At 69.8% G+C, this 22,285-nt stretch carries 18 protein-coding genes; 3 read left to right on the top strand and 15 right to left on the bottom strand.

The window, feature by feature from the left end; translation table 11 throughout:
- Positions 1-4: 4 nt before the first annotated feature.
- The 4 genes from yjfF to ACQP0P_RS14730 form a co-directional block, all read right to left on the bottom strand.
- Positions 5-1,003 (bottom strand): galactofuranose ABC transporter, permease protein YjfF, encoded by a 999-nt coding sequence (gene yjfF, locus ACQP0P_RS14745; protein ID WP_433376364.1) that lies wholly within the window; start codon positions 1,001-1,003, stop codon positions 5-7.
- Positions 1,000-2,049: an ABC transporter permease gene (locus ACQP0P_RS14740; RefSeq protein ID WP_433376361.1), complete on the bottom strand. Its 1,050-nt coding sequence runs from the start codon at positions 2,047-2,049 to the stop codon at positions 1,000-1,002. Before ACQP0P_RS14740 ends, yjfF begins: the two co-directional genes overlap by 4 nt.
- Positions 2,046-3,563: a sugar ABC transporter ATP-binding protein gene (locus ACQP0P_RS14735; protein WP_433376358.1), complete on the bottom strand. Its 1,518-nt coding sequence runs from the start codon at positions 3,561-3,563 to the stop codon at positions 2,046-2,048. Before ACQP0P_RS14735 ends, ACQP0P_RS14740 begins: the two co-directional genes overlap by 4 nt.
- A 218-nt stretch (positions 3,564-3,781) precedes the next feature.
- The gene (locus ACQP0P_RS14730; RefSeq protein WP_433381870.1) at positions 3,782-4,771 is read right to left on the bottom strand and encodes a LacI family DNA-binding transcriptional regulator; all 990 of its coding nucleotides are present in this window, start codon (positions 4,769-4,771) and stop codon (positions 3,782-3,784) included.
- A gap of 338 nt (positions 4,772-5,109) precedes the next feature.
- Here ACQP0P_RS14730 and ACQP0P_RS14725 point away from each other — a divergent pair, with 338 nt between their 5' ends.
- The gene (locus ACQP0P_RS14725) at positions 5,110-6,147 is read left to right on the top strand and encodes a TerC/Alx family metal homeostasis membrane protein (RefSeq protein ID WP_433376355.1); all 1,038 of its coding nucleotides are present in this window, start codon (positions 5,110-5,112) and stop codon (positions 6,145-6,147) included.
- Positions 6,148-6,156: 9 nt separating this feature from the next.
- On the opposite strand, the gene ACQP0P_RS14720 is transcribed toward ACQP0P_RS14725, so the two are convergent.
- Both ACQP0P_RS14720 and ACQP0P_RS14715 read right to left on the bottom strand, forming a co-directional pair.
- Positions 6,157-6,885: a maleylpyruvate isomerase family mycothiol-dependent enzyme gene (locus tag ACQP0P_RS14720; protein ID WP_433376352.1), complete on the bottom strand. Its 729-nt coding sequence runs from the start codon at positions 6,883-6,885 to the stop codon at positions 6,157-6,159.
- 208 nt (positions 6,886-7,093) lie between these two features.
- A complete protein-coding gene (locus ACQP0P_RS14715; RefSeq protein WP_433376349.1) occupies positions 7,094-8,545 on the bottom strand; it encodes an MFS transporter in 1,452 nt (483 codons plus the stop codon).
- A gap of 158 nt (positions 8,546-8,703) precedes the next feature.
- Here ACQP0P_RS14715 and ACQP0P_RS14710 point away from each other — a divergent pair, with 158 nt between their 5' ends.
- On the top strand, positions 8,704-9,330 hold the full coding sequence (locus ACQP0P_RS14710) for a TetR/AcrR family transcriptional regulator (protein ID WP_433376346.1): 627 nt from the start codon (positions 8,704-8,706) through the stop codon (positions 9,328-9,330).
- A 220-nt stretch (positions 9,331-9,550) separates the two neighbouring features.
- On the opposite strand, the gene ACQP0P_RS14705 is transcribed toward ACQP0P_RS14710, so the two are convergent.
- A complete protein-coding gene (locus ACQP0P_RS14705) occupies positions 9,551-11,050 on the bottom strand; it encodes a protein kinase domain-containing protein (RefSeq protein ID WP_433376343.1) in 1,500 nt (499 codons plus the stop codon).
- A 281-nt stretch (positions 11,051-11,331) separates the two neighbouring features.
- Positions 11,332-11,514, bottom strand: a complete 183-nt coding sequence (locus ACQP0P_RS14700) for a hypothetical protein (RefSeq protein ID WP_433376340.1) — start codon at positions 11,512-11,514, stop codon at positions 11,332-11,334.
- A 438-nt stretch (positions 11,515-11,952) separates the two neighbouring features.
- Here ACQP0P_RS14700 and ACQP0P_RS14695 point away from each other — a divergent pair, with 438 nt between their 5' ends.
- Positions 11,953-15,330 carry a hypothetical protein gene (locus ACQP0P_RS14695; protein WP_433376337.1) on the top strand — a complete coding sequence of 1,126 codons (3,378 nt, stop codon included), beginning with the start codon at positions 11,953-11,955 and terminating at the stop codon, positions 15,328-15,330.
- A gap of 450 nt (positions 15,331-15,780) precedes the next feature.
- Here the strand turns inward: ACQP0P_RS14695 and ACQP0P_RS14690 are convergent, their stop codons facing one another.
- The 7 genes from ACQP0P_RS14690 to ACQP0P_RS14660 all read right to left on the bottom strand — a co-directional run bounded on the left by ACQP0P_RS14690 (position 15,781) and on the right by ACQP0P_RS14660 (position 22,264).
- Positions 15,781-16,455, bottom strand: coding sequence for an ArsR/SmtB family transcription factor (locus ACQP0P_RS14690; RefSeq protein ID WP_433376334.1), 675 nt, complete (start codon positions 16,453-16,455; stop codon positions 15,781-15,783).
- 5 nt (positions 16,456-16,460) lie between these two features.
- Positions 16,461-16,955, bottom strand: a complete 495-nt coding sequence (locus ACQP0P_RS14685) for a cupin domain-containing protein (RefSeq protein ID WP_433376331.1) — start codon at positions 16,953-16,955, stop codon at positions 16,461-16,463.
- Between the two features lie 193 nt (positions 16,956-17,148).
- On the bottom strand, positions 17,149-17,562 hold the full coding sequence (locus ACQP0P_RS14680; protein ID WP_433376328.1) for a nuclear transport factor 2 family protein: 414 nt from the start codon (positions 17,560-17,562) through the stop codon (positions 17,149-17,151).
- Between the two features lie 177 nt (positions 17,563-17,739).
- On the bottom strand, positions 17,740-18,009 hold the full coding sequence (locus ACQP0P_RS14675; protein WP_433376325.1) for a hypothetical protein: 270 nt from the start codon (positions 18,007-18,009) through the stop codon (positions 17,740-17,742).
- A 128-nt stretch (positions 18,010-18,137) separates the two neighbouring features.
- On the bottom strand, positions 18,138-19,238 hold the full coding sequence (locus ACQP0P_RS14670; protein WP_433376322.1) for an NAD(P)-dependent alcohol dehydrogenase: 1,101 nt from the start codon (positions 19,236-19,238) through the stop codon (positions 18,138-18,140).
- Positions 19,239-19,631: 393 nt separating this feature from the next.
- On the bottom strand, positions 19,632-21,128 hold the full coding sequence (locus ACQP0P_RS14665; protein WP_433376319.1) for a phosphotransferase family protein: 1,497 nt from the start codon (positions 21,126-21,128) through the stop codon (positions 19,632-19,634).
- Entirely contained in the window at positions 21,125-22,264 is a 1,140-nt protein-coding gene (locus ACQP0P_RS14660; protein WP_433376316.1) for a hypothetical protein, read from the bottom strand. Before ACQP0P_RS14660 ends, ACQP0P_RS14665 begins: the two co-directional genes overlap by 4 nt.
- Positions 22,265-22,285: the final 21 nt, after the last annotated feature.

Raw genomic sequence — 22,285 nt, 5'->3', positions numbered from 1 at the left:
GGGGTCAGGTGCGCCGCGCCGCACCGAGGCGTTGCAGCAGGATGAAGGCGAAGAGCAGCAGGCCGATGAAGATCTTGGTCCACCAGGAGCTGAGGGTCCCCTCGAAGCTGATGATCGTCTGGATCAGCCCGAGGACGAGCACGCCGAGCACGGTGCCGAGCAGGTAGCCGTATCCCCCGGTCAGCAGCGTGCCGCCGATCACGACCGCGGCGATCGCGTCCAGCTCCATGCCGACCGCGTGCAGCCCGTAGCCCGACAGCATGTAGAAGGAGAGCAGCACGCCGCCCAGCGCGGAGCAGAATCCGCTGATCGTGTAGACCGCGATCTTCGTCCTGGCCACCGGCAGGCCCATGAGCAGCGCCGACTGCTCGCTGCCGCCGGTCGCGTAGACGTTGCGTCCCAGCCGGGTGTAGTGCAGCACGTACGCCCCGGCGAGGATCACCACGACGGCGACGAGCACGCTCGGCGAGACGAACGCGCCGCCCGGCAGGTCGATCCTGGCCTGGGCGAGGCCGGTGTACGTCGGGTCGGTGATCGAGATCGAGTCGGTGCCGATGGTGTAGCAGAGCCCCCTGGCCAGGAACATGCCGGCCAGCGTCACGATGAAGGGCTGGATGTCGAAGTAGTGGATCACGCAGCCCATGGCGAGGCCGAGCACCGCGCCGACCGCCAGCACCAGCGGGATCACCAGCGCGGGCGGCCAGCCCCCGTCCGTCACCAGGCTCGCCGAGATCATCGTGGCGAGCGCGACCACCGCCCCCACCGACAGGTCTATGCCGCCGGTGAGGATCACGAACGTCATGCCGACCGCCACGACCAGCAGGAACGCGTTGTCTATGAAGACGTTGAGCACCACCTGCCCGGACGCGAAGCCCTGGTAGCGGATACCGCCGGCCACGAACATCGCGAGGAACAGCCCGCCGGTCACCAGGACCGGCAGATATTTGCGGGGGATCGACCGGTTCGGCGAAAGCACGCCCAGGCTGGTCATCAGGCTGGTCATGCGGAGACCCTCACCTTCGTGTCGGCGCCCGAGGCGGCGGGTGGAGCACCGCGTCGTGGGCGGTGGAACACCTTCTCCCTGAAGGTCGGTGACTGCAGCAGGCAGACCAGGGTGACGACGAGCGCCTTGAAGAGCAGCGTCGTCTCCGGCGGCACGCCGATCGAGTAGATCGTGGTGGTCAGCGTCTGGATGATGAGCGCGCCGAGCACGGTGCCGCCGAGCGAGAACCGGCCGCCCGCGAGCGAGGTGCCGCCGATCACGACCGCGAGGATCGCGTCGAGCTCGATCCAGAGCCCGGCGTTGTTGCCGTCGGCGCTGGACACGTTGGAGCTGATCATCAGCCCCGCGATGCCGGCGCACAGGCCGCAGAACGCGTAGACCACGATGATCAGGCCCCGGGAGCGGATCCCCGCCAGGCGGCTGGCCTCGGCGTTCCCGCCGACCGACTCGATGAGCAGGCCGAGGGCGAGGCGCCGGGTGAGGAAGGCGGTCACCGCGAGCACGACCAGCACGAGCAGGATGCAGAAGGGCACGGTGAGCCAGTAGCCGCCGCCCACCAGCTTGTACGGCACGCTGTTGACGGTGATGATCTGGCCGTCGGTGACCAGCTGGGCCAGCCCCCGCCCGGCGACCATCAGGATCAGCGTCGCGATGATCGGCTGGATGCCGATCCCGGCGACCAGGAACCCGTTCCACACCCCCAGCACCAGGGAGAGCACCAGCGCCAGGCCGATCGCCGCGAGGACGCCGCCCACCGCGTTCTGGTCGTCCAGCTCGCTGATCCGCAGGCAGGCGAGCGCCCCGGAGATGGCCACCATCGATCCCACGGACAGGTCGATGCCGCCGGTGGCGATGACCAGTGTCATGCCGATCGCCACCAGGATCAGCGGCGCGCCGAAGCGGATGATGTCGATGAGGCTGCCGTAGAGGTGGCCGTCCTTCATCTGCACCGACAGGAAGCCGTCGGTGAACGCGACGTTGGTCGCCAGCAGCAGGACGAGAACGAGCACCGGCCACAGCAGGCGGTGCCTGGCAAGACGGTTCATGGGCGGGCTCCGCTGGCGATCGTCTCCATCAGGACGTCGACCGTGAGGTCGTCGTCGTTGGGCAGCTGCGCCACCAGGTGCCGGTCGCGCAGCACGCCGACCCGGTGGCTGAGCCGGAGCACCTCCTCCAGCTCGGCGGAGATGAACAGCACGGCCATGCCCCCGTCGGACAGGGAGACGACCAGGCGCTGGATCTCGGCCTTGGCCCCGACGTCGATGCCGCGGGTCGGCTCGTCCAGGATGAGCAGCCGCGGCTCGACGATGAGCCAGCGGGCCAGCAGCACCTTCTGCTGGTTGCCGCCGCTGAGGTTGCGTACAAGCTGTTCGGGGTTGGGAGGGTTGATCCGCAGCGCGCCGATGTACTTCTCCACCAGCTCGTCCTGGCGGCGGCGCGGTATGGGCCTGGCCCAGCCGCGCGCCGCCGCCAGGGCCAGCACGATGTTCTCCCGTACGGTGAGGTCGGCGATCAGGCCCTCGGTCCGCCGGTTCTCCGGGCAGAAGGCGATGCCCCTGGCGGTCGCGGCGCGCGGGGTGCGCAGCGAGACCGGCGTACCGTCGATCGCCACCTCCCCGGTTCCCGCGTGGTCCGCGCCGAAGAGCAGGCGGGCGATCTCGGTGCGGCCGGAGCCGAGCAGCCCGGCCAGGCCCACCACCTCGCCCTGGTGGATGGAGAGCGTGAACGGCCGCACGGCCCCCGCCCTGCCGAGCTCCCTCGCCTCGATGACCACGTCGCCGGTCCGCGCCAGGTCCTTGGGCTTCTCGTCGAGCCGCTCCAGGTCGGCGAGCTCATTGCCGATCATCTTGCCGACCAGCTCGACCTGGCTCAGCTCGGCGGTGAGGTACTCGCCGACCAGCCGGCCGTTGCGCAGGATCGTCATCCGGTCGGCGATCTCGTAGACCTGGTCGAGGAAATGCGAGACGAACATGATGGCGATCCCCTCGTCCTTGAGCCGCCGCATCACCTCGAACAGCTGCGCGACCTCCCCCGCGTCCAGGCTGGAGGTCGGCTCGTCGAGGATGAGCACGTTCGCGGAGATGTCGACGGCCCGCGCGATCGCCACCATCTGCTGCACGGCCGGCGAGTACGAGGACAGCGGCGCCGAGACGTCCAGGTCGAGGTCGAGCCTGGCGAGCAGCTCGGCCGCGCGCCTGCGCGTCTCACCCCACCGGATGCGGCCGAAGCGGCGCGGCTCGCGCCCGATGAAGATGTTCTCGGCCACCGAGAGGTTCGCGCAGAGGTTGAGCTCCTGGTAGACCGTGCTGATCCCGGCCCGCTGCGCCGCCAGGGGCCCGGCGAAGGCGACCGGCGCGCCGGCCAGCTCGATCTCGCCCGCGTCGACGTCGTACACGCCGGTGAGCACCTTGACGAGCGTCGACTTCCCCGCGCCGTTCTCTCCCATCAGCGCGTGCACCTCCCCCGGCAGGAGTCTGAAGTCCACGCCGGTCAGCGCCTTGACGCCGGGGAACTCCTTGCTTATCCCGATCATCCGCAGGATCGGGTCGGGTGCGGCCATGCGACTCCCTTTCCTCCCAGGAGACGGGCCGCCCGCGAGGCGGCCCGCCGGGTCAGTTGCGGCGGGTGGGCGGCGCCGTTCCGGCCCGCTCCCGCGTGAGGATCGTCTTCGTACGGGCCTTCTCGGCCGGGTCCGCCGGCCGGGCGTCCGGTGTCGGTGGGGTTCGCTGGGACTCGTCTGCCCGTTAACGCTAACATCAACAGGCGGGCTGGTGCGTGTCACGTGTGGACCGGTGCGGTGCTGGCCCTGGCCACGAACCTCGGCGGGACGACGTGTCGCTCGTGGGACCATTCCGCGCCCGCCTCCATCTGCCTGAGCAGCAGTTCGATGCTCCATCTCCCGACCGCCCCGAAGTCCTGCCTGACCGTGGTGAGCGGCGGGGTGAAGAACTCCGACTCGGGGATGTCGTCGAACCCCACGACGCTGATCTGCTCGGGCACCCGCACTCCCAGCTCGCCGAAGGCGCGCAGCGCACCGAGCGCCATCTGGTCGTTGGCGACGAACACCGCGGTGACACCCGGCACCGCCGCCAGGCGCAGACCCGCCTGGTAGCCGGAGCGCGGGCTCCAGTCACCGGGCAGCGGTTCGGGGATCGGACGGCCCGCGGCGACCAGCACGTCACGCCAGCCCTCGATCCGCCCCTCGACCTCCAGCCAGTCCGGCGGGCCGCCGATGTGCCAGACGGTCTCGTGGCCGAGGTCGAGCAGGTGCCTGGTGGCCAGCCGGGCACCGTGGACCTGGTCGACGCTGACCACCGACACGTCACCGGAGTGGCCGCCCTCGACGGCCACCACGGGGATGTCGGTGGGCACGTCGGCCAGCGCGGGGGCGGCCGAGCGCTGCGGCGCGACCACCACGATGCCGTCGACGCCCTGCTCGGCCAGGTAGCCGAGCGCGTCGCGCACCCCCGCGGTGTCGATGGTTTTGAGGCTGACCATGCTGACGAAGTAACCCGCCGCCCTGGCGGCCTGCTCGATGCCGTACACGGTGCTCGCCGGCCCGTACAGGGTCGTGTCGAAGCTGACCACGCCGAGGGTGCGGGTATGCCTCGTGACCAGGGCGCGGGCCACCATGTTGCGCCGGTAGCCGAGCTCGCGGATCGCCGCCAGCACCCGGGCGCGGGTCTCGGCACGGACGTTGGGGTGATCGTTGAGCACGCGCGAGACCGTCTGGTGCGACACGCCGGCCTTCGTGGCGACATCCGCCATCACCGGCGGGCGGCGCTCGTGGCTCGGGCTCACGGTCGGCTCCTTCTGGTGGCTTGGCACAGACTGTGAGCGCTAACAACACCTCGCGTCAAGCACCCGCCACATTGCAGTCCGGTTACCCGGGAACCATTCGTCAGGGAGATCCAGCTCCGCACGGTCGGCGAGGCGATCGGCCACGGGCTCGCGTACGCCACCGAGGACCGCAAGCGGTACGGCCTCAACCTGATCGACGACATCAAGCGGAACGTGTCGGCCGCCGCGCGGGACGGTGACCACCGGGTGTGGACCCCCTTACCTGAGGGTAAGCGAGGGTTCTCAGCCGGCTGGAGGGAACACGGATGGCGATCGATTCGATAGGCGTGTGGATCGCGGTCGTCGTTCTGGTGATGGCGCTGCTCGTCCTCGACTTCCTGGTGGCGGCGCGCCGGCCGCACGCCGTGGGCATGCGCGAGGCCACCGTCTGGAGCGTCTTCTACATCGGCGTGGCCATAGCCTTCGGCCTGGTCCTGTGGTGGCTGGCCGGGTCGGCGCTCGCCGCCGAGTACTTCGCCGGGTGGCTGGTGGAGAAGAGCCTCTCCGTCGACAACCTCTTCGTCTTCGTCATCATCATGGCGCGCTTCTCCGTGCCCCCGGAGAACCAGCAGAAGGTGCTGCTCTTCGGGATCGCCACCGCCCTCGTGCTGCGCGCCGTCCTCATCGCGGTCGGCGCGGCGGCCATCAGCCTCTTCTCCTTCACGTTCCTGCTCTTCGGCCTGCTGCTGATCTGGACGGCGATCCAGCTGGTCCGGCACCGGAACGAGGAGCCCGACATCGAGAGCAACCCCCTGATCCGCTTCGTCTCGAAGGCGCTCCCGGTCACCGAGAACCTGCATGACGGCAAGCTCGTCGTCCGCGAGGACGGAAAGCGGATGGTCACCCCGCTGTTCGTGGTCTTCCTCGCCATCGGAAGCACCGACCTGCTGTTCGCCCTCGACTCCATTCCGGCGGTCTTCGGCGTCACCACGCACCCGCTCATCGTCTTCGCCGCCAACGCCTTCGCGCTGCTGGGGCTGCGTGCCCTGTACTTCCTGATCGAGGGCCTGCTGGAGCGTCTGGTCTACCTGTCGATCGGCCTGGCGGTCATCCTCGGCTTCATCGGCCTGAAGCTCATCCTGGCCTTCCTGCACGAGGACGTCTCCACGTCCTTCCCTGAGATCCCGACCCCGCTCTCGCTGGTAGTGATCTTCCTGGTGCTACTGGTCACCGTCGTCTTCAGCCTGCGCAGGGTGCGCGCCCACCCCGAGGAGCGCGCGCGGGCGGGCACCCTGTACCGGATGCGCCGCAAGGACGGGAACGGGGGCCAGGACGAGGGGCGACAGGGGCAGGACGACCGCTGAGGCCCCGGCTCAGGCCAGACAGCGCAGGGCGGCCCTGAGTCTGCGGTCGAGGGGATGGTCGACGGGGTGGTCGTCCGGCAGGCGGCCGACGGTCGCCGCCACGAACGCCGGGGGCCCCAGCTGCTCGCTCATGTCGTAGGCGTGCACCCAGATCCCGTCGGCGGTCAGCTCGACCTGGACCTTCGACCCCTGCTCCGCGAGCGCGAACGCGCCCACCCTCGCCCGCCACCAGACCCGCTCGTCCTCCTCGTCCTCCGCGACGGGCGCGCCGACGTCGTCGGCGTGGGTGGCGTACTCCGAGTCGTAGTGGAAGGTCTGCGACCCCACCGGGTACGGTCCCGCGAGGGTCGGTAGCAAGGCGTCGCGGCCGAGTGCGCGCATCCGCTCGCGCGTCTCCCCGTTCTCGCGCCGCCACTCCTGGAGCACCTCCTCGACCGGAACGTCACGGCGGCGCTCCACGCACCAGGCGTTGAAGGCGTTGAAACCGCCCGCCACGCCCTCGCTCCCGAGCATCGCGACGAACCCGTCGATGTCGTCGTCCAGACAGGCGTGGTTGTACAGCTCCTCCCCCGCCAGGTGCCCGAGCACGTCGCGGACCGACCAGCCCGCCGCCCGCGAGGGACGCCGCCAGCCCTCCGCGTCGAGCCCGGAGAAGAAGCGGTCGAGGCGGAGGGCCTCGGTGTCGAATATGTCGAACGGGTTGAGATCCGCCAGCGGATCCTTCGATTCTGCGGTCATTCCTCATCAGTACCCGGGGCTCCGGGGCGTCGCACCAGTCGTCATCGCGGTCCAGAGGTTCTGCACGGGTTGCGGGATGCGGCCGGGTCCCGCCCACGGTTCCTGCGGCTGCCGCGGGCACCCGAGCAAGTAGTGAGAGAGCCTTGACCTGGCAGGGCATGGCCGGCCGCTCCGTTGGGAGTGTCATCGGCGGCCGTTCGGCTGCTCGTCAGTGTCCGCCGTGTCCGTGGCCGACGAAGGTCCCGGACGACTTGCCCGGCGGCACCAGACCGAGTGCGATCGCGGCCGCGGCCACGGCGATGATCGCGCACATCGTGAACCCGGAGATGAAGCCACCGATATCCGCGGCTCCGGGTGTGAAACTCGCCGCGGCGACCGTGGAGACGACGGCGACGCCGATCGACCCGCCGAGTTCGTGGAAGGTGTTGATGACGCCGGAGGCCACGCCCGTCTCGGCATGAGGAATGTTGGCCAGGGTCGTGGTGGTGGCGGTGACGAACGCCGGACCGATGCCCAGGGCGGCGATGACGAATCCGGGCAGAAGGGTGGTGTAGGCGTTGCCCTGGAGGGAGATGCGGGTCATCAGGAGCACGCCGGCGGCGGTGATCAGGAACGCGACCACGGCGACGGGCCGGCCGCCGACCTTGCCGATGAGGTGGCCGCCCAGTTGCGCACCGATGGTGATGGCGATCGCGACCGGCAGGAACATCAGGCCCGTTTCCAGCGCGCTGAACGTGAGGACGTGCTGAAGGTAGAGGGAGCTGAGGAAGAACAGGGCGAGCATCAGCCCGGTCGCGACGAGCATCACGAATGTTCCTGAGATCACCGGGCGGCGGGCGAGTGTCTCGGCGCGCATCAAAGGTGCTCGGACGCTGCGTTCGATGAGGACGAACACCACGTAGAAGATCACCGCCCCGGCCAGGGGCAGCAGGGTGTCGGCTGCGCCCCAGCCGGCGTCACCCGCGTTGACGAGGCCGTAGATGAGCAGCGCGGTCGCGGCGGTGACGGCGAGCGCACCGGGGACGTCTATCTGCTGGCGCGCCGGACGCGGGCCGTCGGCGGGAACGACCGCGGGAAGGGTGAACAGCACCAGCAGCCCGATGGGCACGTTGACGAAGAACACCCATTCCCAGCCTGGACCGGTGGTCAAGAGGCCGCCGAGCAGTACGCCCAGTGCGGCTCCGGTGCCGCCGATCGCCGCCCACACGCCCAAGGCGCGGTTGCGCCGCCGGCCGTGGAAGGTACTCATGATGATCGCCAGCGCCGACGGTGACAGCAGCGCGGCGCCGACTCCCTGGGCTGCGCGGCCCACGATGAGCACGATGCCGTTCGGGGCCAGACCGCAGGCCAGCGAGGCAAGGGTGAAGAGGGCAAGGCCTGCCAGCAGCGTGCGTCGCGCTCCGAGCGCGTCGGAGAGCCGTCCGCCGAGCACCATCAGACCGCCGAAGCACAGCGTGTACGTCGTCACCACCCAGGTGAGTGCCTCACGGTCGAGGGCGAGGTCACCGCCGATGGTGGGCAGGGCGACCTGGACGACGGTGATGTCGACGATCAGTATGAATTGAGCCAGGCAGAGCAGGAGCAGTGTGGTCCACCGCCGGGAATCGGGAGGTGTTTCCTCGGGTGCCGGTGGGGTGTGCACGGAGTGACCATGACTCATAACGTGATCTCCCTGGAATTTCGCAGGCTCGATGCCGAGGTTTCATAACCCGAACACCAGTGTTCGGATTATGAAACCATGCCGGGGTAGGGCATGTCGACCGCGAGGTCATGGATCAGGGCCATGCGGGGCGAAGACGCGTCGCCTACGCTTCCGTCATGCCCACCACGCATAAGGACGCAGGCGCCGACTCTCCAGCGCGCAACCCTGCGCCGGGAAGCCGGCGCCGGGCCGATGCCGAACGGAGCGTCGCGGCCATCCTGGACGCCGCGTTGACGGCCTTCGGTGAGAACCCCGAGGTCAGCATGACCGACATCGCTCGCGCCGCCGGTGTCGGCCGGGTCACCCTCTACAGCCACTTCCCCTCGCGGGAGGACCTCCTCGACGCGGTCATGACACATGCCGTCCAGGAGGCCAACGCCGCACTCGGCGCCGAGTCCTCACAGGAGACTCCCGCACGGGAAGCCCTGGAGATGCTGATCGGCTCGTCCTGGCGGATCCTGAGCCGATACGACCGCCTGCAGCCGGCCACCCTTCGAATCCTGGGCCCCGAACGCATGCGAGAGCATCACGACCAGCCGCTGGTTCGCGTCCGCGACATCATCGTCCGAGGCCGACGCGAGGGCGTGATTCGCGATGATCTGCCCGAGGACTGGCTTGTCACCGTTTTCTACAGCCTGTTGCACGCGGCCGCCCTTGAAGTGGATGCGGGCCGCCTGCCGGCGGATGCCGCCGCCGACACGCTGACGACGACTCTCCTTTCCACCCTGGGCGTCCCCGCCTGACCTGCCGACGCGATACCCCCGCACTGACCCGAACACCACTGTTCGGATCAGTGCGGCATTGGTGGCCGGTAAGAGTTATGTGGACACGCCGTCGGTCCGGTTCCACTACTCGCGGGCCGGCAGCGGCCCTCCGGTGTTGCTCCTGCCGGGAAGCGGCGGCCGGCGGCTCAACTTCCGGGCCGTGATTCCCACCCTGACCAAGAGGCACACGGTCTACGCGCTAGTCATCGTCGTCGTCATCGCTGCTGTGATGAAGCGGTCCGGACTGGTAACCGTCCACCTGGAAGGCGAGCCCCGAGGTTCGCAGGAAGTCGACGAGCGGCCCCTCCGAGGCGATCCTGCCCTTCCGCTGCGCCTCGCTCAGCTCACGGCCGAGCTTGCGCAGTTCGTCACGGGCCTTCCCGTTGTCGCCCTCCTGGAGTTCCCCGGCGAGTTTGACGATCCTCTCGCGGACCTTGCGGGCCGTCTTGGGATCGATTCCGCCCTGCAGCTCCTGCGCGGTGACCGCCTGTGCCAGGGCCGCCAGGCGCGCCTGCCATCCGCCCGCCGCCGGCGCGGTCCGGCTGGGCGCGGGGGACGGCGCCGCGGACGCGCTCGGTGAGACGGCCGGTGTGGGCGACGCGGACCGCTCCGGGGGCGCCGCCGACGTGATCGCGGGTGGCACCGCCGCGGTGCCCTGTCCCGCCGGGTCCGGCGAGGCCGACGCCCACAGGGCCACCAGCACCGGCAGGGCCACCACGCCCAGCAGGATCGCGACGAACATGCCGGGTGGGCTCTCCCGCAGGAACCTCGTCGCACGCCCCGCCCATGCCTCGCCCTTCCCTGCGGGGACGGGAGGCACCGAGGGCAGGACGGAGGTCGGCGCCGGGGGCCCGGACGCGTGCGGCGTCCTGCGGGGCGCCGCGGCCAGGAGTCCGCGGACGACTTCTCCCCCGGTGGGCCGCGCGGCGGGATCCTTCTCCAGCAGGGCCAGGACGAGCCTCTCCAGCTCCGCGGGGATGCCGGGCCGGTGGCGGCCGGGCGGGTCCGGCCGGGCTCCGACGTGCTGGGAGATCACCTCCGTCGCCGTGCCGACGAACGGGGGCCGCCCGCAGAGCAGCTCGTAGCAGACGCAGCCGAGCGCGTACAGATCGGCGGTCGCGGCTCCGGCCTCGCCGCGGATCTGCTCGGGCGACAGGTAGGCGGCCGTGCCGATGACGGTGCCCACCGAGGTCAGTCGCATCGCGGCCTCGGTCGCGACCCTGGCCGTACCGAAGTCGACGACCTTGAGCGCACCGCCCGCGCCCAGGTGCAGGTTCGCCGGTTTGACGTCGCGGTGCACGACCCCGGCCTGGTGCGCGGCGTCCAGCCCGAGCGCGATCTGCCCCGCCAGGCGGCACGTCTCGGCCACGCTCAGCGGTCCGCGCTCGGCCAGCTCGGCGGCGAGATCCCGACCGGTCAGCAACTCCATCACCAGGTACGGGCGGCCCTCGTGCTCGCCCATGTCGAGCACGGTCACCACGTTGGGGTGAACGATGCGCGCGGCGGTCCTGGCCTCCCTGGCGAACCTCTCGCGCACCGCGGCGTCGGCCACCTGCGGTGCCAGGATCTTGACCGCCACCGGCCAGCCGGGGCGCAGGTCGTAACCGCGCCAGACCTCGCCCGTGCCGCCGCGGCCGATCAGCTCGTCCAGCCGGTACCGCCCCGCGAGCACCACGGCCGCCCCCTCCCAAACCCCCATGATCTCCCGCCATCAACTCCGAACCCGGCAATTGGCACACCACTGTACGGGTGCCTCACCGGGCCACAGGACAAGATCATGACCCTATATCCCAATGCGCATCGTCCCGTCCCGGTGTGGCGGGCCCGTCCGAACAGCCAACGGGCACGATCCCGGCTATCCGACACAGCGAGATGCCGTCTGATCGACGGATCCGCTGGAGAGGCACCGAATCACCCGGCTGACCGAAGTCCAGGACCCGCCACCAGCAGCCCGCGCCTTCGCGGGGTGGGTGAGATGCCCTATCGCTGGGATGGAGGGCGGCGCAGGAGCAAAGTGAGGGTGGCGCGGGCATCCCGGCGGCGGGTGGGAGTACGGGCGAACACCGACACCGCGGCCAGGACCGCAAGGACGATGCCATACAGCAGGCCGCCGGCGCCGAGGATGGCTGCGGCGGCAGGCAGGATAGTGACAAGACCGCTCATGAACTCGCATTCCCTTCCGGAGTTCTCTGGCCCGCCAGGTCGCCGACCACGTGGCAAGCGGGATGTAGGTCCCAGTGAGCCAGGTGACGTGTGAATCCGGCGATTCCGGTTCGGCCACGACCTGCCCGGGATAGCTGATTGGCGCAGGTGGCTGCTTTAGCGTGGAAATCTTCCGGGAAGCTCCGGTCCGGACCGGACCGGGAACGACACCGGATGTCCGCTCTCGTTCTCTGGGGAGGGATCGTGGCGCGCAGCGCCCCTGATGGCGCGCGGGCGTGGTTTGCCGCCCGGCTGGCCGAACTCCTGAAGGCCGGAACGGGCCCAACCCAAGACGAGGTGGCCAAGACCGCTACGGCATGGTTACAACGACGGGCCCCGGACAGCTCCCCCGCTGCCCCGGGTACCACACGGGGGCGGTCTGCGCGTCCGGTCCGGGCTGTGACGGGAAACCAGATCAGCGCCTGGCGCAACGGTGACAATCTGCCCGGCTCCGTCGATCGTCTGAACGCCGTGGTGCGGGTGCTGATCGGCCAGGCACGCCATAACGGCGTCGTACCCGACCAGGTGAGCGCGGGGTTACTGGATGAGCGGGTTTGGTTGCGCTGGTGGCAGGTGGCGCGCGACCAACCGCACCACCCCGGCGTCCAGCCGCAGGCAGCAGCGGACGGCCCGGCCCCCAAAAGGGAGCGAGAGCTGGTGGGACGTCCAATCGAGGAGTTGAACGCGCTGGATCTGGAGGTGCACCCGGCGATCGACGCGGGCGCGGCCGCCGCCGGTCTCACCGAGTTGCCCGCGTACCTGCATCGCCCTCATGATGACGAGCTGGCCAAAGCCGTTGACCGCGCCCGTCACCGCAGCCTGATGGCGGTGCTGGTAGGCGGGTCCTCCACCGGTAAGACCCGCGCCTGCTGGGAGGCGATCCAGACATTGGGGAAGCCATGGCGGATCTGGCACCCGATCGACCCGGGACGCCCGGCCGCCGTGCTGGCGGAGTTGGCGAGGGTCAGCCCACAGACCGTGCTGTGGCTGAACGAAATCCAGCACTACCTGCTCACCCCAGGTAGTCAGATCGGCGAACAGGTCGCCGCGGGGCTGCGCGAACTACTGCGCGACCCACGCCGGGGTCCGGTGCTCATCCTGGGCACGATGTGGCCAATGTACTGGGCCACACTAACCGCGGTGCCCGACCCCAGCAGCGCACAAGACCCGTACGCGCAGGCGCGGGCGTTGCTGGGCGGCACCGCCATTGAAGTGCCGCCCGTCTTCAGCGCGCAGCAGTTGAACCTCGCCACCACGGCTGCGGTCCGTAGCGGGGATCCGCGTTTGCGTGAGGCCTTGAGACGGGCACCAGCCGGGCAGCTAACCCAGTACCTGGCCGGCGCGCCCGCTCTGCTGGAGCGCTACCGTACCGCGAGCATCGAGGCCAAAGCGGTGCTGCACACCGCGATCGACGCCCGCCGACTCGGGCACGGAGCGGCACTGCCGCGGCCGCTGCTGGAACAGGCCTCCACCGGCTACCTGACCGACGAGCAGTGGGAGATACTGACCGATGACTGGCTGGAGCAGGTGTTCGTCTATCTGACCGACCACAGACCATGCCGCGGAGCCCGCGCGCCCCTGACACGCATCCGCTCTCGCCCAGGAGATGTTCCCTCCGGCCGCCAGAAGATGGAACCGTCCTATCGACTGGCCGACTATCTGGAACAGTACGGTGGCCGAACCCGCCATGTACTGTGCCCCGCGGCACAGTTCTGGCAGGCTGCGGTCGACCACGCCGCCAGCGCTCAAGATTATGACCGCCTGGCTCGTTCCGCCGCAGCACGAGGCCGTTACCGCCACGCCGCACTGCTGTGGCAGCGCGCCGCTGACATCGGTGACAACGCCGCCCTGTGGAACCTGGTCTATCTGCACGAACAGGCCGGGAACAGCGAAAAGGTCGAGCGGCTGCTGACCCTGGCCGCCGACACCGGAGACACCAGCGCGCTGTGGGAACTGGCCGAGCGACGAGAGCAGGCCGGAAAGCACCGAGAGGCCGAGCGGTGGGCCCGTACTGCCGCTGACAACGGAGACACGCGTGCGCTGCGGGATCTGGCCAAACGGCGTGAGCACGCCGGAGACCAGGAGGGTGCCGAGCGGCTGCTGACCCTGGCCGCCAACGCCGGAGACACCGACGCGTTACATCGCCTGTCATACCTGCGCGAACGCGCCGGAGACCAGAAAGAGGCCGAACGGCTGCTGACCCTGGCCGCCAACGCCGGAGACACCGACGCGTTACATCGCCTGTCATACCTGCGCGAACGCGCCGGAGACCAGAAAGAGGCCGAACGTTGGGCTCGGGCAGCCGCCAAGGCCGGAAACACCAGCATGTTGCGGGAACTCTCGGAGCGGCGGGAACGGGCCGGAAAGCAGCAGGACGCCGAGCGGCTGGCCCAAGCCGCCGCTGACGCCGGAGACACCGACGCGTTACATCGCCTGTCATACCTGCGCGAACGCGCCGGAGAGCAGCAGGAAGCCGAACGGCTGCTGACCCTGGCCGCCCACGCCGGAGACACCGCTGTGCTACGCACGCTGACAAGGCAGCAGGAGGTGGCCGGGGACCACCAGGGGGCGGAACGGCTGGCCCAAGCCGCCGCCGACGCCGGAGACACCAGCGCACTACGAAAGCTGGCCTACCTCCGCGAACGAGCAGGACAGACAGAAGACGCCGAACGCCTGGCCCAAGCCGCCGCCGACACCGGAGACACCAGCGCACTACGGGAACTGGCCTACCTCCGCGAACGAGCAGGACAGACAGAAGACGCCGAACGCCTGGCCCAAGCCGCCGCCGACACCGGAGACACCAGCGCACTACAGGGCCTGGCCTCCCTGCGGGTGCGCGCTGGGGATGACGCGGGAGCCGAGCGGCTGTTGATCCTGGCCGTTCATGTCGGAGACACCAGCGTGCTGCGGGAGCTGGCAAAGCGACGGGCGGTGGCCGGGGACCACCAGGGGGCGGAACGATGGGCCCGGACGGCCGCCGAGGCCGGAGACACCGACGCACTGCAGGAACTGGCCTCCCTGCGGGAGGTGGCCGGGGACCACCAGGGGGCGGAACGGCTGGCCCAAGCCGCCGCCGACGCCGGAGACACCAGCGCACTACGGGAACTGGCCTACCTCCGCGAACGAGCAGGACAGACAGAAGACGCCGAACGCCTGGCCCAAGCCGCCGCCGACACCGGAGACACCAGCGCACTACAGGGCCTGGCCTCCCTGCGACATCAAGCCGGGGATGATGAAGTCGAGCGGCTGCTGCTCCTGGCCGCCGACGCCGGAGACACCGGGATGTTGCGAGAACTGGCGGAACGACGAGAGGCAGCCGGAGACCACCAAGGAGCAGAACGATGGGCCCGCGCCATCGCCGACGCCGGAGACACCGGGATGTTGCGAGAACTGGCGGAACGACGAGAGGCAGCCGGAGACCACCAAGGAGCAGAACGGCTGGCCCGCGCCATCGCCGACGCCGGAGACACCGGGATGTTGCGAGAACTGGCGGAACGACGAGAGGCAGCCGGAGACCACCAAGGAGCAGAACGGCTGGCCCGCGCCGCCGCCGACGCCGGAGACACCGACGCACTGCAGTATCTGGCCCGACGATGGGAGGTGACCGGGGATCGTCAGGGGGCGGAGCGGCTGGCCCGCGCCGCCGCCGACGCCGGAGACACCCACGCGCTGCAGTATCTGGCCCGACGGCGTGTGAACGCTGGAGACGCGAACCAGTGGGCGAACCTGCTGCAGTTCGGGCTGGAACCGGACGGCAGCATCGCCGAACCATGGTGAGACAGGACCGCTCGTATCTCGCCGTGACGACCTGGCTGAACTCCAGCGGGAGGTGAGATCCCGGCGGTTCAGCCAGGTCGCCACGGCGGCCGCCCCGGTGAGCACCCCGGCGGCGCGGAGCACCGCGGCGTAGTCGTCGAGCCCCTCCCAGGATTCGCGTCGTCCGCGCAGCGTCTTCAGGTATCCCGGAAGTCGTTCGGCGACCTCCTTGCATCCCTCCTCGTCCAACTCGACGATCCGGGCCGCGACGGCGTGGGCGTCCCGGCGGTCGACGAGTCCGCGGATCTCCTCCCAGGCGGTCATGCGCCGGCCTCTTCGCGGCAGGTGATCCGAGAGAGTTCGCCGGGTGCGGAGACCCTCGTCCCGGCAGTCGACAGAGCAGCCTGCTGCTGCGAACCGAACGTGCCGGGAACGACAGTGATCCACTCCGACGATTCGGCCGTGGGCCCGTTACCGGGCCGTGGCGGAACCGGTCTGCAGTCGTCTCCCCGTGCGTCGCCAGCGGGTGAGCCCGCCGTCCAGCGGGCGCGCTGGAAAGCCGTGGTCGCGGAGCAGACGCACCGCCTCCGGGGAGACCACGCAGTAGGGGCCGCCGCAGTAGGCCACGATCTCGATGTCCCTGGGCAGCTCGTCGAGACGGTCCCGCAGCTCGGCCAGGGGAATCGACACCGACCCCGGCACATGGCCGCGGGCGTGGTCGGCGGCCGAACGGACATCGACGATCACGATGCCGGGGTCGTCGAGACGTCCGGCGAGCTCGTCGGCGGTCACCGCCTCCAGGACCGCGACCTCGCCGAGATGCTCGGACACCGCCTCCCGCAGATCGGCGAGCCTTTCCGCGGCGAAGTCCTGCAGCTCGCCCAGAAAGCGCGAGACCCGCTCGTCGGCCAGCCGGTAGTGGACCCGGGTACCCGCCTTGCGGCTCGTCACCAGGTGAGCCGCGCGGAGTTGCTGCAGCTGGGCCGAGGTGTTCTTCAGCGGGATGTCCGCCTCCTCGGACAGCTGCTCGACGGTGCGCTCTCCCTGGTCGAGCACGTCGAGCAGCCTCAGCCGCACCGGACTGGCCAGCGTCCTGCCGATCCGGGCCAGCTGCCGGTAGATCGGTTCCTCGGGAAACTCCGCCATGGCCGTCAGACCATGTACTGGTCGTGGCGGAGGTAGACGTCCGCCCATTCCTCGTCGCTGAGCCGGCGCCCGCTGCTCGCGATCTCGGCGAGCTCCTCGAAGTAGCCCTCGCGAGGTGCCCCCGGCGCGAAGAGCAGAAGCATCGAGGCCGGTTCGCCGGACTCGTTGCGGAAGCTGTGCACCCCGCCCTCCGGGACGTACAGGAAGTCTCCCGCCGTCGCGTCGGTCCAGGTCTTCCCGTTGAACAGCCGCACGGTCCCGGAGAGCACGAAGAAGGACTCGGAGATCGTCCGGTGGAAGTGCGGGTCCGGGCCGGACGGCTTCGCTCCCATGTCCCAGCGGTACAGACCGAACTGCCCGTTCGTCGAGGCGCCGGTGCCCAGATAGTGCACCTCCGTCCCGCCCTCGCCCATCACCAGGTCCGGCCCCGCGCTCGCCGGCCGGAAGAACCCACTGCTCTCGCCCGCCTCGCCCAGGTAACGAGGCTCCGGGTACGACATCGCGCCCTCCGTCCGATCCACTGCGGCTTATACTCCAAAGAACTATAGAGTATGGGAAAGACGGAGAACACGAGGGCGACGACCAGCCCCGCCGGCGAACCCGCCATCTTGACGGCCGGAATGTCTCGTACGACCGGAACCGTGCATCCCCGCCGCACTCCCGGATCCAGGGGGCGGCGGGAACCCGGTCCGCCTAATCCAGCGACTCCCCGATCGCGGGCACGCTGCGGTAGGCCACCCAGCGGCTGATCCGGCCTTCGCCGTCGAACGTCCCCGATCCCGCGAACGAGGACCTGATCGGGCCGTCCTCGAACTCACGGACGATGCCCTCGATGAGGCAGCGGTCGTCGGCGACGAAGAGCGACTGGATCTCGTGATGCCATCTGCGACTGCCGCGCCGCCCCTTGAGCAGGGCGCGCAGCGCCTCGCGCCCCTTGACCTCAGCCCGCTTGGGGCTGTCCGGGTCATAGGGCGGGTGGGAGTAGAAGGCGTCGTCGGTGAACAGGTCCGCGACGGCGTCGAAGTCCGAGTTCTCCAGGCCCTTGATGTAGTCGAGCACCGTCTGGCGGATGATCTCGCGGTCAGGACAGGTACCGGGTTCCGTCATGATTCTCCTTCGTGGTTTACCGACACGAGACACCTCGTGCTCATTGCCTGTCTCCAGCCGGAGCGACGCCCCCTCCGTTGGAGGAAGTGCGGCGTCGGCGAGGTCCTGGTCGGTGGGGATCGCCGAATTCGGCCGCGACGACCGAGACAGGCGGGGCGCCGGGCACGGAAGGCGGGATCAGTTGACGGCCACGTCCAGTGCCGTCAGCATCTCCACCGGGAGCGGTTGCCAAAGCTCGGAACGGTCCGGGCGGCCGACCGGGAAACCTCCGGCGGAGAAGCGGCGCGACAACTGCTCGGCGAGGTCCAGCACGGCATCCACCATGGTGTCTCCCTGGCAGGTGAGATCGCACACCCCCAGGCATCGGGCCGAGTACCGGCCTTCCTCCCAGGTGATGGCCACCACGACCTCCACGTGGACGGACTCGTCGTCCTGCTTGCCCATCATCCTCCTCTCTCCTCGACGGTGGCCTACGGGCAGCTGCGTTCGATGTGCCCGTAGGCCACCTCGCCGTCCCAGGTGTACCGGGCCCGCCCCTCGTGCTCGTCTCCGGCGGCCTTCTTGTGGTCCGTCCCTCAGCCCCCGAAGGTCAGCACGGGCTTGATCACCTTGCCGCTCTCGGCATCGGCCATGGCCTGTTCGATCCGGTCGAAGGGGTAGGTCTGCACGAGCCGGTCGACGGGGAACTTCCCGTCCCGGTGGAGCTGCATCAGTGCCTGCAGGAACGGCGGGGTGCCGTCCCCCATGACGATGCCCTCGATGCGCATCGCGCCCATGATCAGCTGCACCACGGGCAGGGACACCTGCTCAGTGGCGGCCGGAGCCCCGATCAGGCCCATGACCCCGCCTCGGGCCAGCGCCGGCAGGGCCGACCGCAGCACCTTGGTGCTGGCGGTCGTCTCAACGATGACGTGCGCACCACCCCCGGTGGCGTCCTTGATGGCCGCCGTCAGGTCGTCGGTCTCGGCACCGTTGATCGTGTCCGTGGCACCGAGTTCCCGCGCCAGGGCCAGCCGCTCGGGCACCACGTCCACCGCGATCAGCCGTGCCGCCGGGGTCAGGGCCGCGGCCATGATCGCGGACATGCCGACCGCGCCCGCCCCCAGCACGACCACGCTCTGGTTCGACTGCGGCTTCAGCACGTTGAGAACGCCACCCGCTCCGGTCACCACCCCGCAGCCGAAGGGCGCCAGGATCTCGTCGGAGATGTCGTCCGGCGCCTTGAGGACGGTGCGCTCCTCGACCAGCGCGTACGTACTGAAGGAGGACTGCCCCAGGAACCTCGACGCGACCGGCTTGCCGTCCATCGTCAGGACCGGGGAGCCGTCGAGCCGGCCGCCTCCCCACCGCAGAGCCGGGACCTCGCACAGCGCCGGATGTCCGATGAGGCAGGGCCGGCAGTGTCCGCAGGAGGGCGAGATGAGCAGTACCTTGTCACCAGGACGCACGGTGGTCACACCGGAGCCGACCTCCTCCACCACACCCGCGCCCTCATGTCCCACCACGCCGGGCATGCCGAAGGGGATCTTTCCCTGAATGATCGAGATGTCGGTGTGGCAGATGCCGGTGGCGGTGACGCGCACCAGCACCTCGGTGGGCCGCGGCTCGGCGACCTCGACCTCACAGACCCGGAGCGGCCGGCTGGGCGCCTCGCACACCACCGCTGTTGCTTTCATCTAAATCCCTTCAGTGTGGAGACCCCCGCCTTTAGGCGTGGGAAGGAAACGCGGTACGGCGCCGCATGGGTTAACATGCTCGAACGGTGGCGATAACCAAGCCACCGCACGCATGACCCGCACCACCCTCGCCGCCGGGCCGGTGGAGAGGAAAAACGCCTGTGGAGCCGGTGTAAGACCTCAAAGGGGAATTTTCCTGGCGGGCGACTGGCAGTGAAGCAGGAAACCCGACCTGTGAGGGTTGGAATCCCCCGGCTTCAGCCGTGGGGAGGAGGTCAACCTTGCTCCTCGTCACTTGGCATCGGTCGTCGTTCGCAGGGGGCGAGCCGTCCCTGGCCCCCCAGCGGAGCCCGCGTCCACACGTCCGTCGGCGTGGAGCCAGCTCGACCCGGCTCACTGCGCGGCCTCGGCTCGGTCGGCGGTGAATGCGGCCTGCAGTTGCCGGGCGAGGACCGCTTCCATCCGGGAGAAGGTGTCCACCGAGGTCACGAACATGTCGAAGGTCGTGATCCGGCCGGCCACGACGTTGTCCATCACCTGCGCGCACAGGGACGCGTTGCGCAGCTGACAGAACACGCCGAAGAAGTTCAGCTCCCGCTCGGACACCTCCCGGCCACCGCACTCGCGATAGCGCCGCAGGAACGCGTCCCAGTCGGCCACCCGCTCGACCGCGGGCCGGCAGTAGGCCAGGTCCTCGGCTGGATGGCCGACGTGGGCGAACTCCCAGTCGAGCAGCCCGGTCAGCCGGCCCCGGTCGACGAGGATGTTGTGCAGGCTCGCGTCGCCGTGCACCATGACGGGCTGCTGCCCGGCGAGCTCGTGGGCGTGTTCCCGAATCCACAGGTGCCCCAGCTCGACCGCGACCGACTCGGTCAGGGTCGTGTCGCGCCACAGCTCCTCGATCTTCCGGCGCGACTCCTCCACCACCTGGAGCAGATCGGTCGGCGGCGAGTCGACGAGCCGGTCGAGCGGAACCGAGTGCAGCCGTCCGAGCCCGGCGGCGAGGGCGAAGGCCTCCGCCGAGGAGGCGCCGGCCGCGTCGAGGATCATGCCGGCGGCCTTGCCGTCCAGACGGCGGCTGACCATGAACGGCCGGCCGAAGGCCGCCTTGTCCGCCTCCAGCAGCAGCGGCTCCGCCACCGGGACACCGGCCTGGAAGAGCCTGCTCGTCAGGGCGTACTCGTCGAGCACGCTGTTGTCGAAGTAGCCCGTGTCCATCCGCACCACGACGCCGCCGCGCCAGGCCTCGGGCCCTTCCCGCGGATCGACGTTGACGAGGTAGGTGTGCTTGGACTGTCCGCCGACCACCATCTCCACCTCGGCGGCGCGGGGCCGGGGGACCGCCCAGTCCCGGCCGGCGAGGTAGGTGTCGAAGCCGTCCACGTCCAGTGGCCGCGCCTCGGCCTTCGCCGCCTCGCCCGCGGAGTCATGAGGCCCGGCGACCCCACTGTCGCGGGTCTCCGCGATGGCCTGTTCCAGCGCCTGCCGACCGGCGTGGTCGGTGCCGGCGATGTCCCGCAGCAGTCCCCAGATCTCGTCGGCGGTGTCGGGGGAGGCGTCCTTCAGGCGCTCCCCCAGCACGCGGGCCTTTTCGGCCAGCACGTCCAGTGGATGGGAGTTTCGCACGTCCGAGGCACCGAGCAGCGCGTCCGCACGTTCTATATGGGACTCGTGCTCGGGGGCGAGGCCCGCCTCGACCTCGAGCAGCCGGGTCTCGGTCGTGATCAGCCGGACGATGGCCTGGTCGAGCCGCATCGCCAGACGCCTGCGGCCGGCGTCGGCCGCCTCGTCGTCGTACACGGCCGCCACGGCCTGGCGTATCAGGCGCAGTGCGAGCCCCCTGGGCATGGCCCGGGCCTTGGCCCAGGACGAGCCCGGAACGGTTCTCACAGTCGTTCCTTCAGCCCGTAGACCTGGTTCGGGCCGACCACCATCATCGGAGCGTGGCCGTTGCCCTGCTCACCGCGTACGGTGACCCGGACCGGCTGCTCCCGGTGGATCGGACGGATCATCTCGCCGTTGGGAAGCACCACGTTCTCGGGATGCGACACGTCGTAGACGTCGGTCTCCACGGTGAGGCTGTCATGGCGCCAGGCGCCGAGGCCCTTGCCGTCGTTCCAGCCGTGGTCGTAGCCGGTGCCCCGGTACGCCCAGGGCCGCCCGATCGCCTCGACGTCGAGATCCCACACCTCACCGTCGGCGGTCTGGGCCTGGATCCTCATCGAGTCGAACACGTTGGTGCCCGGGTGGAACGTGATCTTGTGGGCCCCGTCGACCAGCTCCGACGGTTCGCCGTCGTTCACGCGGATGGCCCCGTCGATGTAGAGCCGTTTGCCGACCTCGTCTTCGATGGTGAAGAAGAAGCCGGAGTAGCTGTCGGTGGCGAAGCCGCAGTAGACGAGCAGGATGCCCATCCCGCCGGCCCTGGCCGCGGAGGGGATCCCACCGCGGTTCCGGGTGCCGGTGTAGGGCTCGAAGCCGCCGACCCCCGGGCGGACGCCCCAGGAGTGGTCCCGCCAGCCGAACCAGCGGTCGAAGGTGTGCTCCTGGCCGTCGACGACGAGCGTGCCGCTGGTCCACCCGACCTGGCTGAAGCGCCGGTAGTCGGTGTGCACCCGGCCGTCGGCCTCGCCGTAGTGCGGAGACTCCAGCCGGGTGAAGACCGGGCGGAAGGAGAGGTCGAACGCGTCGCCGAACTCGTTGGGCTCCGCGATCATCCTGGTGACCTTGAACGCCTCGGGGAACTCCGTACGCATCGGACCGAGGGTGAGCGGTTCCACGATCGGCCGGAGCGGCCGGGACAGCCGGACGTTGCGCTGGACCGCCGCCCCCGCCTGCGTGCAGATGAAGCCGTCGTGGACGTTGAGGTTCTTGTAGACCGCCATGCCGGTCAGCAGGGCCGCGGCCCCGTCGGGGGCCATCAAGGTGTAGGAGTACCGGTCGTAGAACCGGTGGTCGCTCACCGCGGCCTCCGCGAACACGCGGGACGATTGGTGATAGAGCGACTCATCGAGACTGGTCAGCATTGGTATCTCCCGCTAGTGCCG

This window comes from Streptosporangium sp. CA-115845 (assembly GCF_050943795.1).
In the GTDB taxonomy this organism is placed as follows: Bacteria; Actinomycetota; Actinomycetes; order Streptosporangiales; family Streptosporangiaceae; genus Streptosporangium.
The sequence above is the reverse complement of the archived record's forward strand: the minus strand, read 5'-3'. Positions and strand labels throughout refer to the sequence as shown.

Excerpts from the sequence above, each read along its gene's own strand:
- yjfF (WP_433376364.1), bottom strand. The coding sequence starts at position 1,003 with ATGACCAGCCTGATGACCAGCCTGGGCGTGCTTTCGCCGAACCGGTCG.
- ACQP0P_RS14740 (WP_433376361.1), bottom strand. The coding sequence starts at position 2,049 with ATGAACCGTCTTGCCAGGCACCGCCTGCTGTGGCCGGTGCTCGTTCTC.
- ACQP0P_RS14735 (WP_433376358.1), bottom strand. The coding sequence starts at position 3,563 with ATGGCCGCACCCGACCCGATCCTGCGGATGATCGGGATAAGCAAGGAG.
- ACQP0P_RS14730 (WP_433381870.1), bottom strand. The coding sequence starts at position 4,771 with ATGGCGGATGTCGCCACGAAGGCCGGCGTGTCGCACCAGACGGTCTCG.
- ACQP0P_RS14725 (WP_433376355.1), top strand. The coding sequence starts at position 5,110 with ATGGCGATCGATTCGATAGGCGTGTGGATCGCGGTCGTCGTTCTGGTG.
- ACQP0P_RS14720 (WP_433376352.1), bottom strand. The coding sequence starts at position 6,885 with ATGACCGCAGAATCGAAGGATCCGCTGGCGGATCTCAACCCGTTCGAC.
- ACQP0P_RS14715 (WP_433376349.1), bottom strand. The coding sequence starts at position 8,545 with ATGAGTCATGGTCACTCCGTGCACACCCCACCGGCACCCGAGGAAACA.
- ACQP0P_RS14710 (WP_433376346.1), top strand. The coding sequence starts at position 8,704 with ATGCCCACCACGCATAAGGACGCAGGCGCCGACTCTCCAGCGCGCAAC.
- ACQP0P_RS14705 (WP_433376343.1), bottom strand. The coding sequence starts at position 11,050 with ATGGGGGTTTGGGAGGGGGCGGCCGTGGTGCTCGCGGGGCGGTACCGG.
- ACQP0P_RS14700 (WP_433376340.1), bottom strand. The coding sequence starts at position 11,514 with ATGAGCGGTCTTGTCACTATCCTGCCTGCCGCCGCAGCCATCCTCGGC.
- ACQP0P_RS14690 (WP_433376334.1), bottom strand. The coding sequence starts at position 16,455 with ATGGCGGAGTTTCCCGAGGAACCGATCTACCGGCAGCTGGCCCGGATC.
- ACQP0P_RS14685 (WP_433376331.1), bottom strand. The coding sequence starts at position 16,955 with ATGTCGTACCCGGAGCCTCGTTACCTGGGCGAGGCGGGCGAGAGCAGT.
- ACQP0P_RS14680 (WP_433376328.1), bottom strand. The coding sequence starts at position 17,562 with ATGACGGAACCCGGTACCTGTCCTGACCGCGAGATCATCCGCCAGACG.
- ACQP0P_RS14675 (WP_433376325.1), bottom strand. The coding sequence starts at position 18,009 with ATGATGGGCAAGCAGGACGACGAGTCCGTCCACGTGGAGGTCGTGGTG.
- ACQP0P_RS14670 (WP_433376322.1), bottom strand. The coding sequence starts at position 19,238 with ATGAAAGCAACAGCGGTGGTGTGCGAGGCGCCCAGCCGGCCGCTCCGG.
- ACQP0P_RS14660 (WP_433376316.1), bottom strand. The coding sequence starts at position 22,264 with ATGCTGACCAGTCTCGATGAGTCGCTCTATCACCAATCGTCCCGCGTG.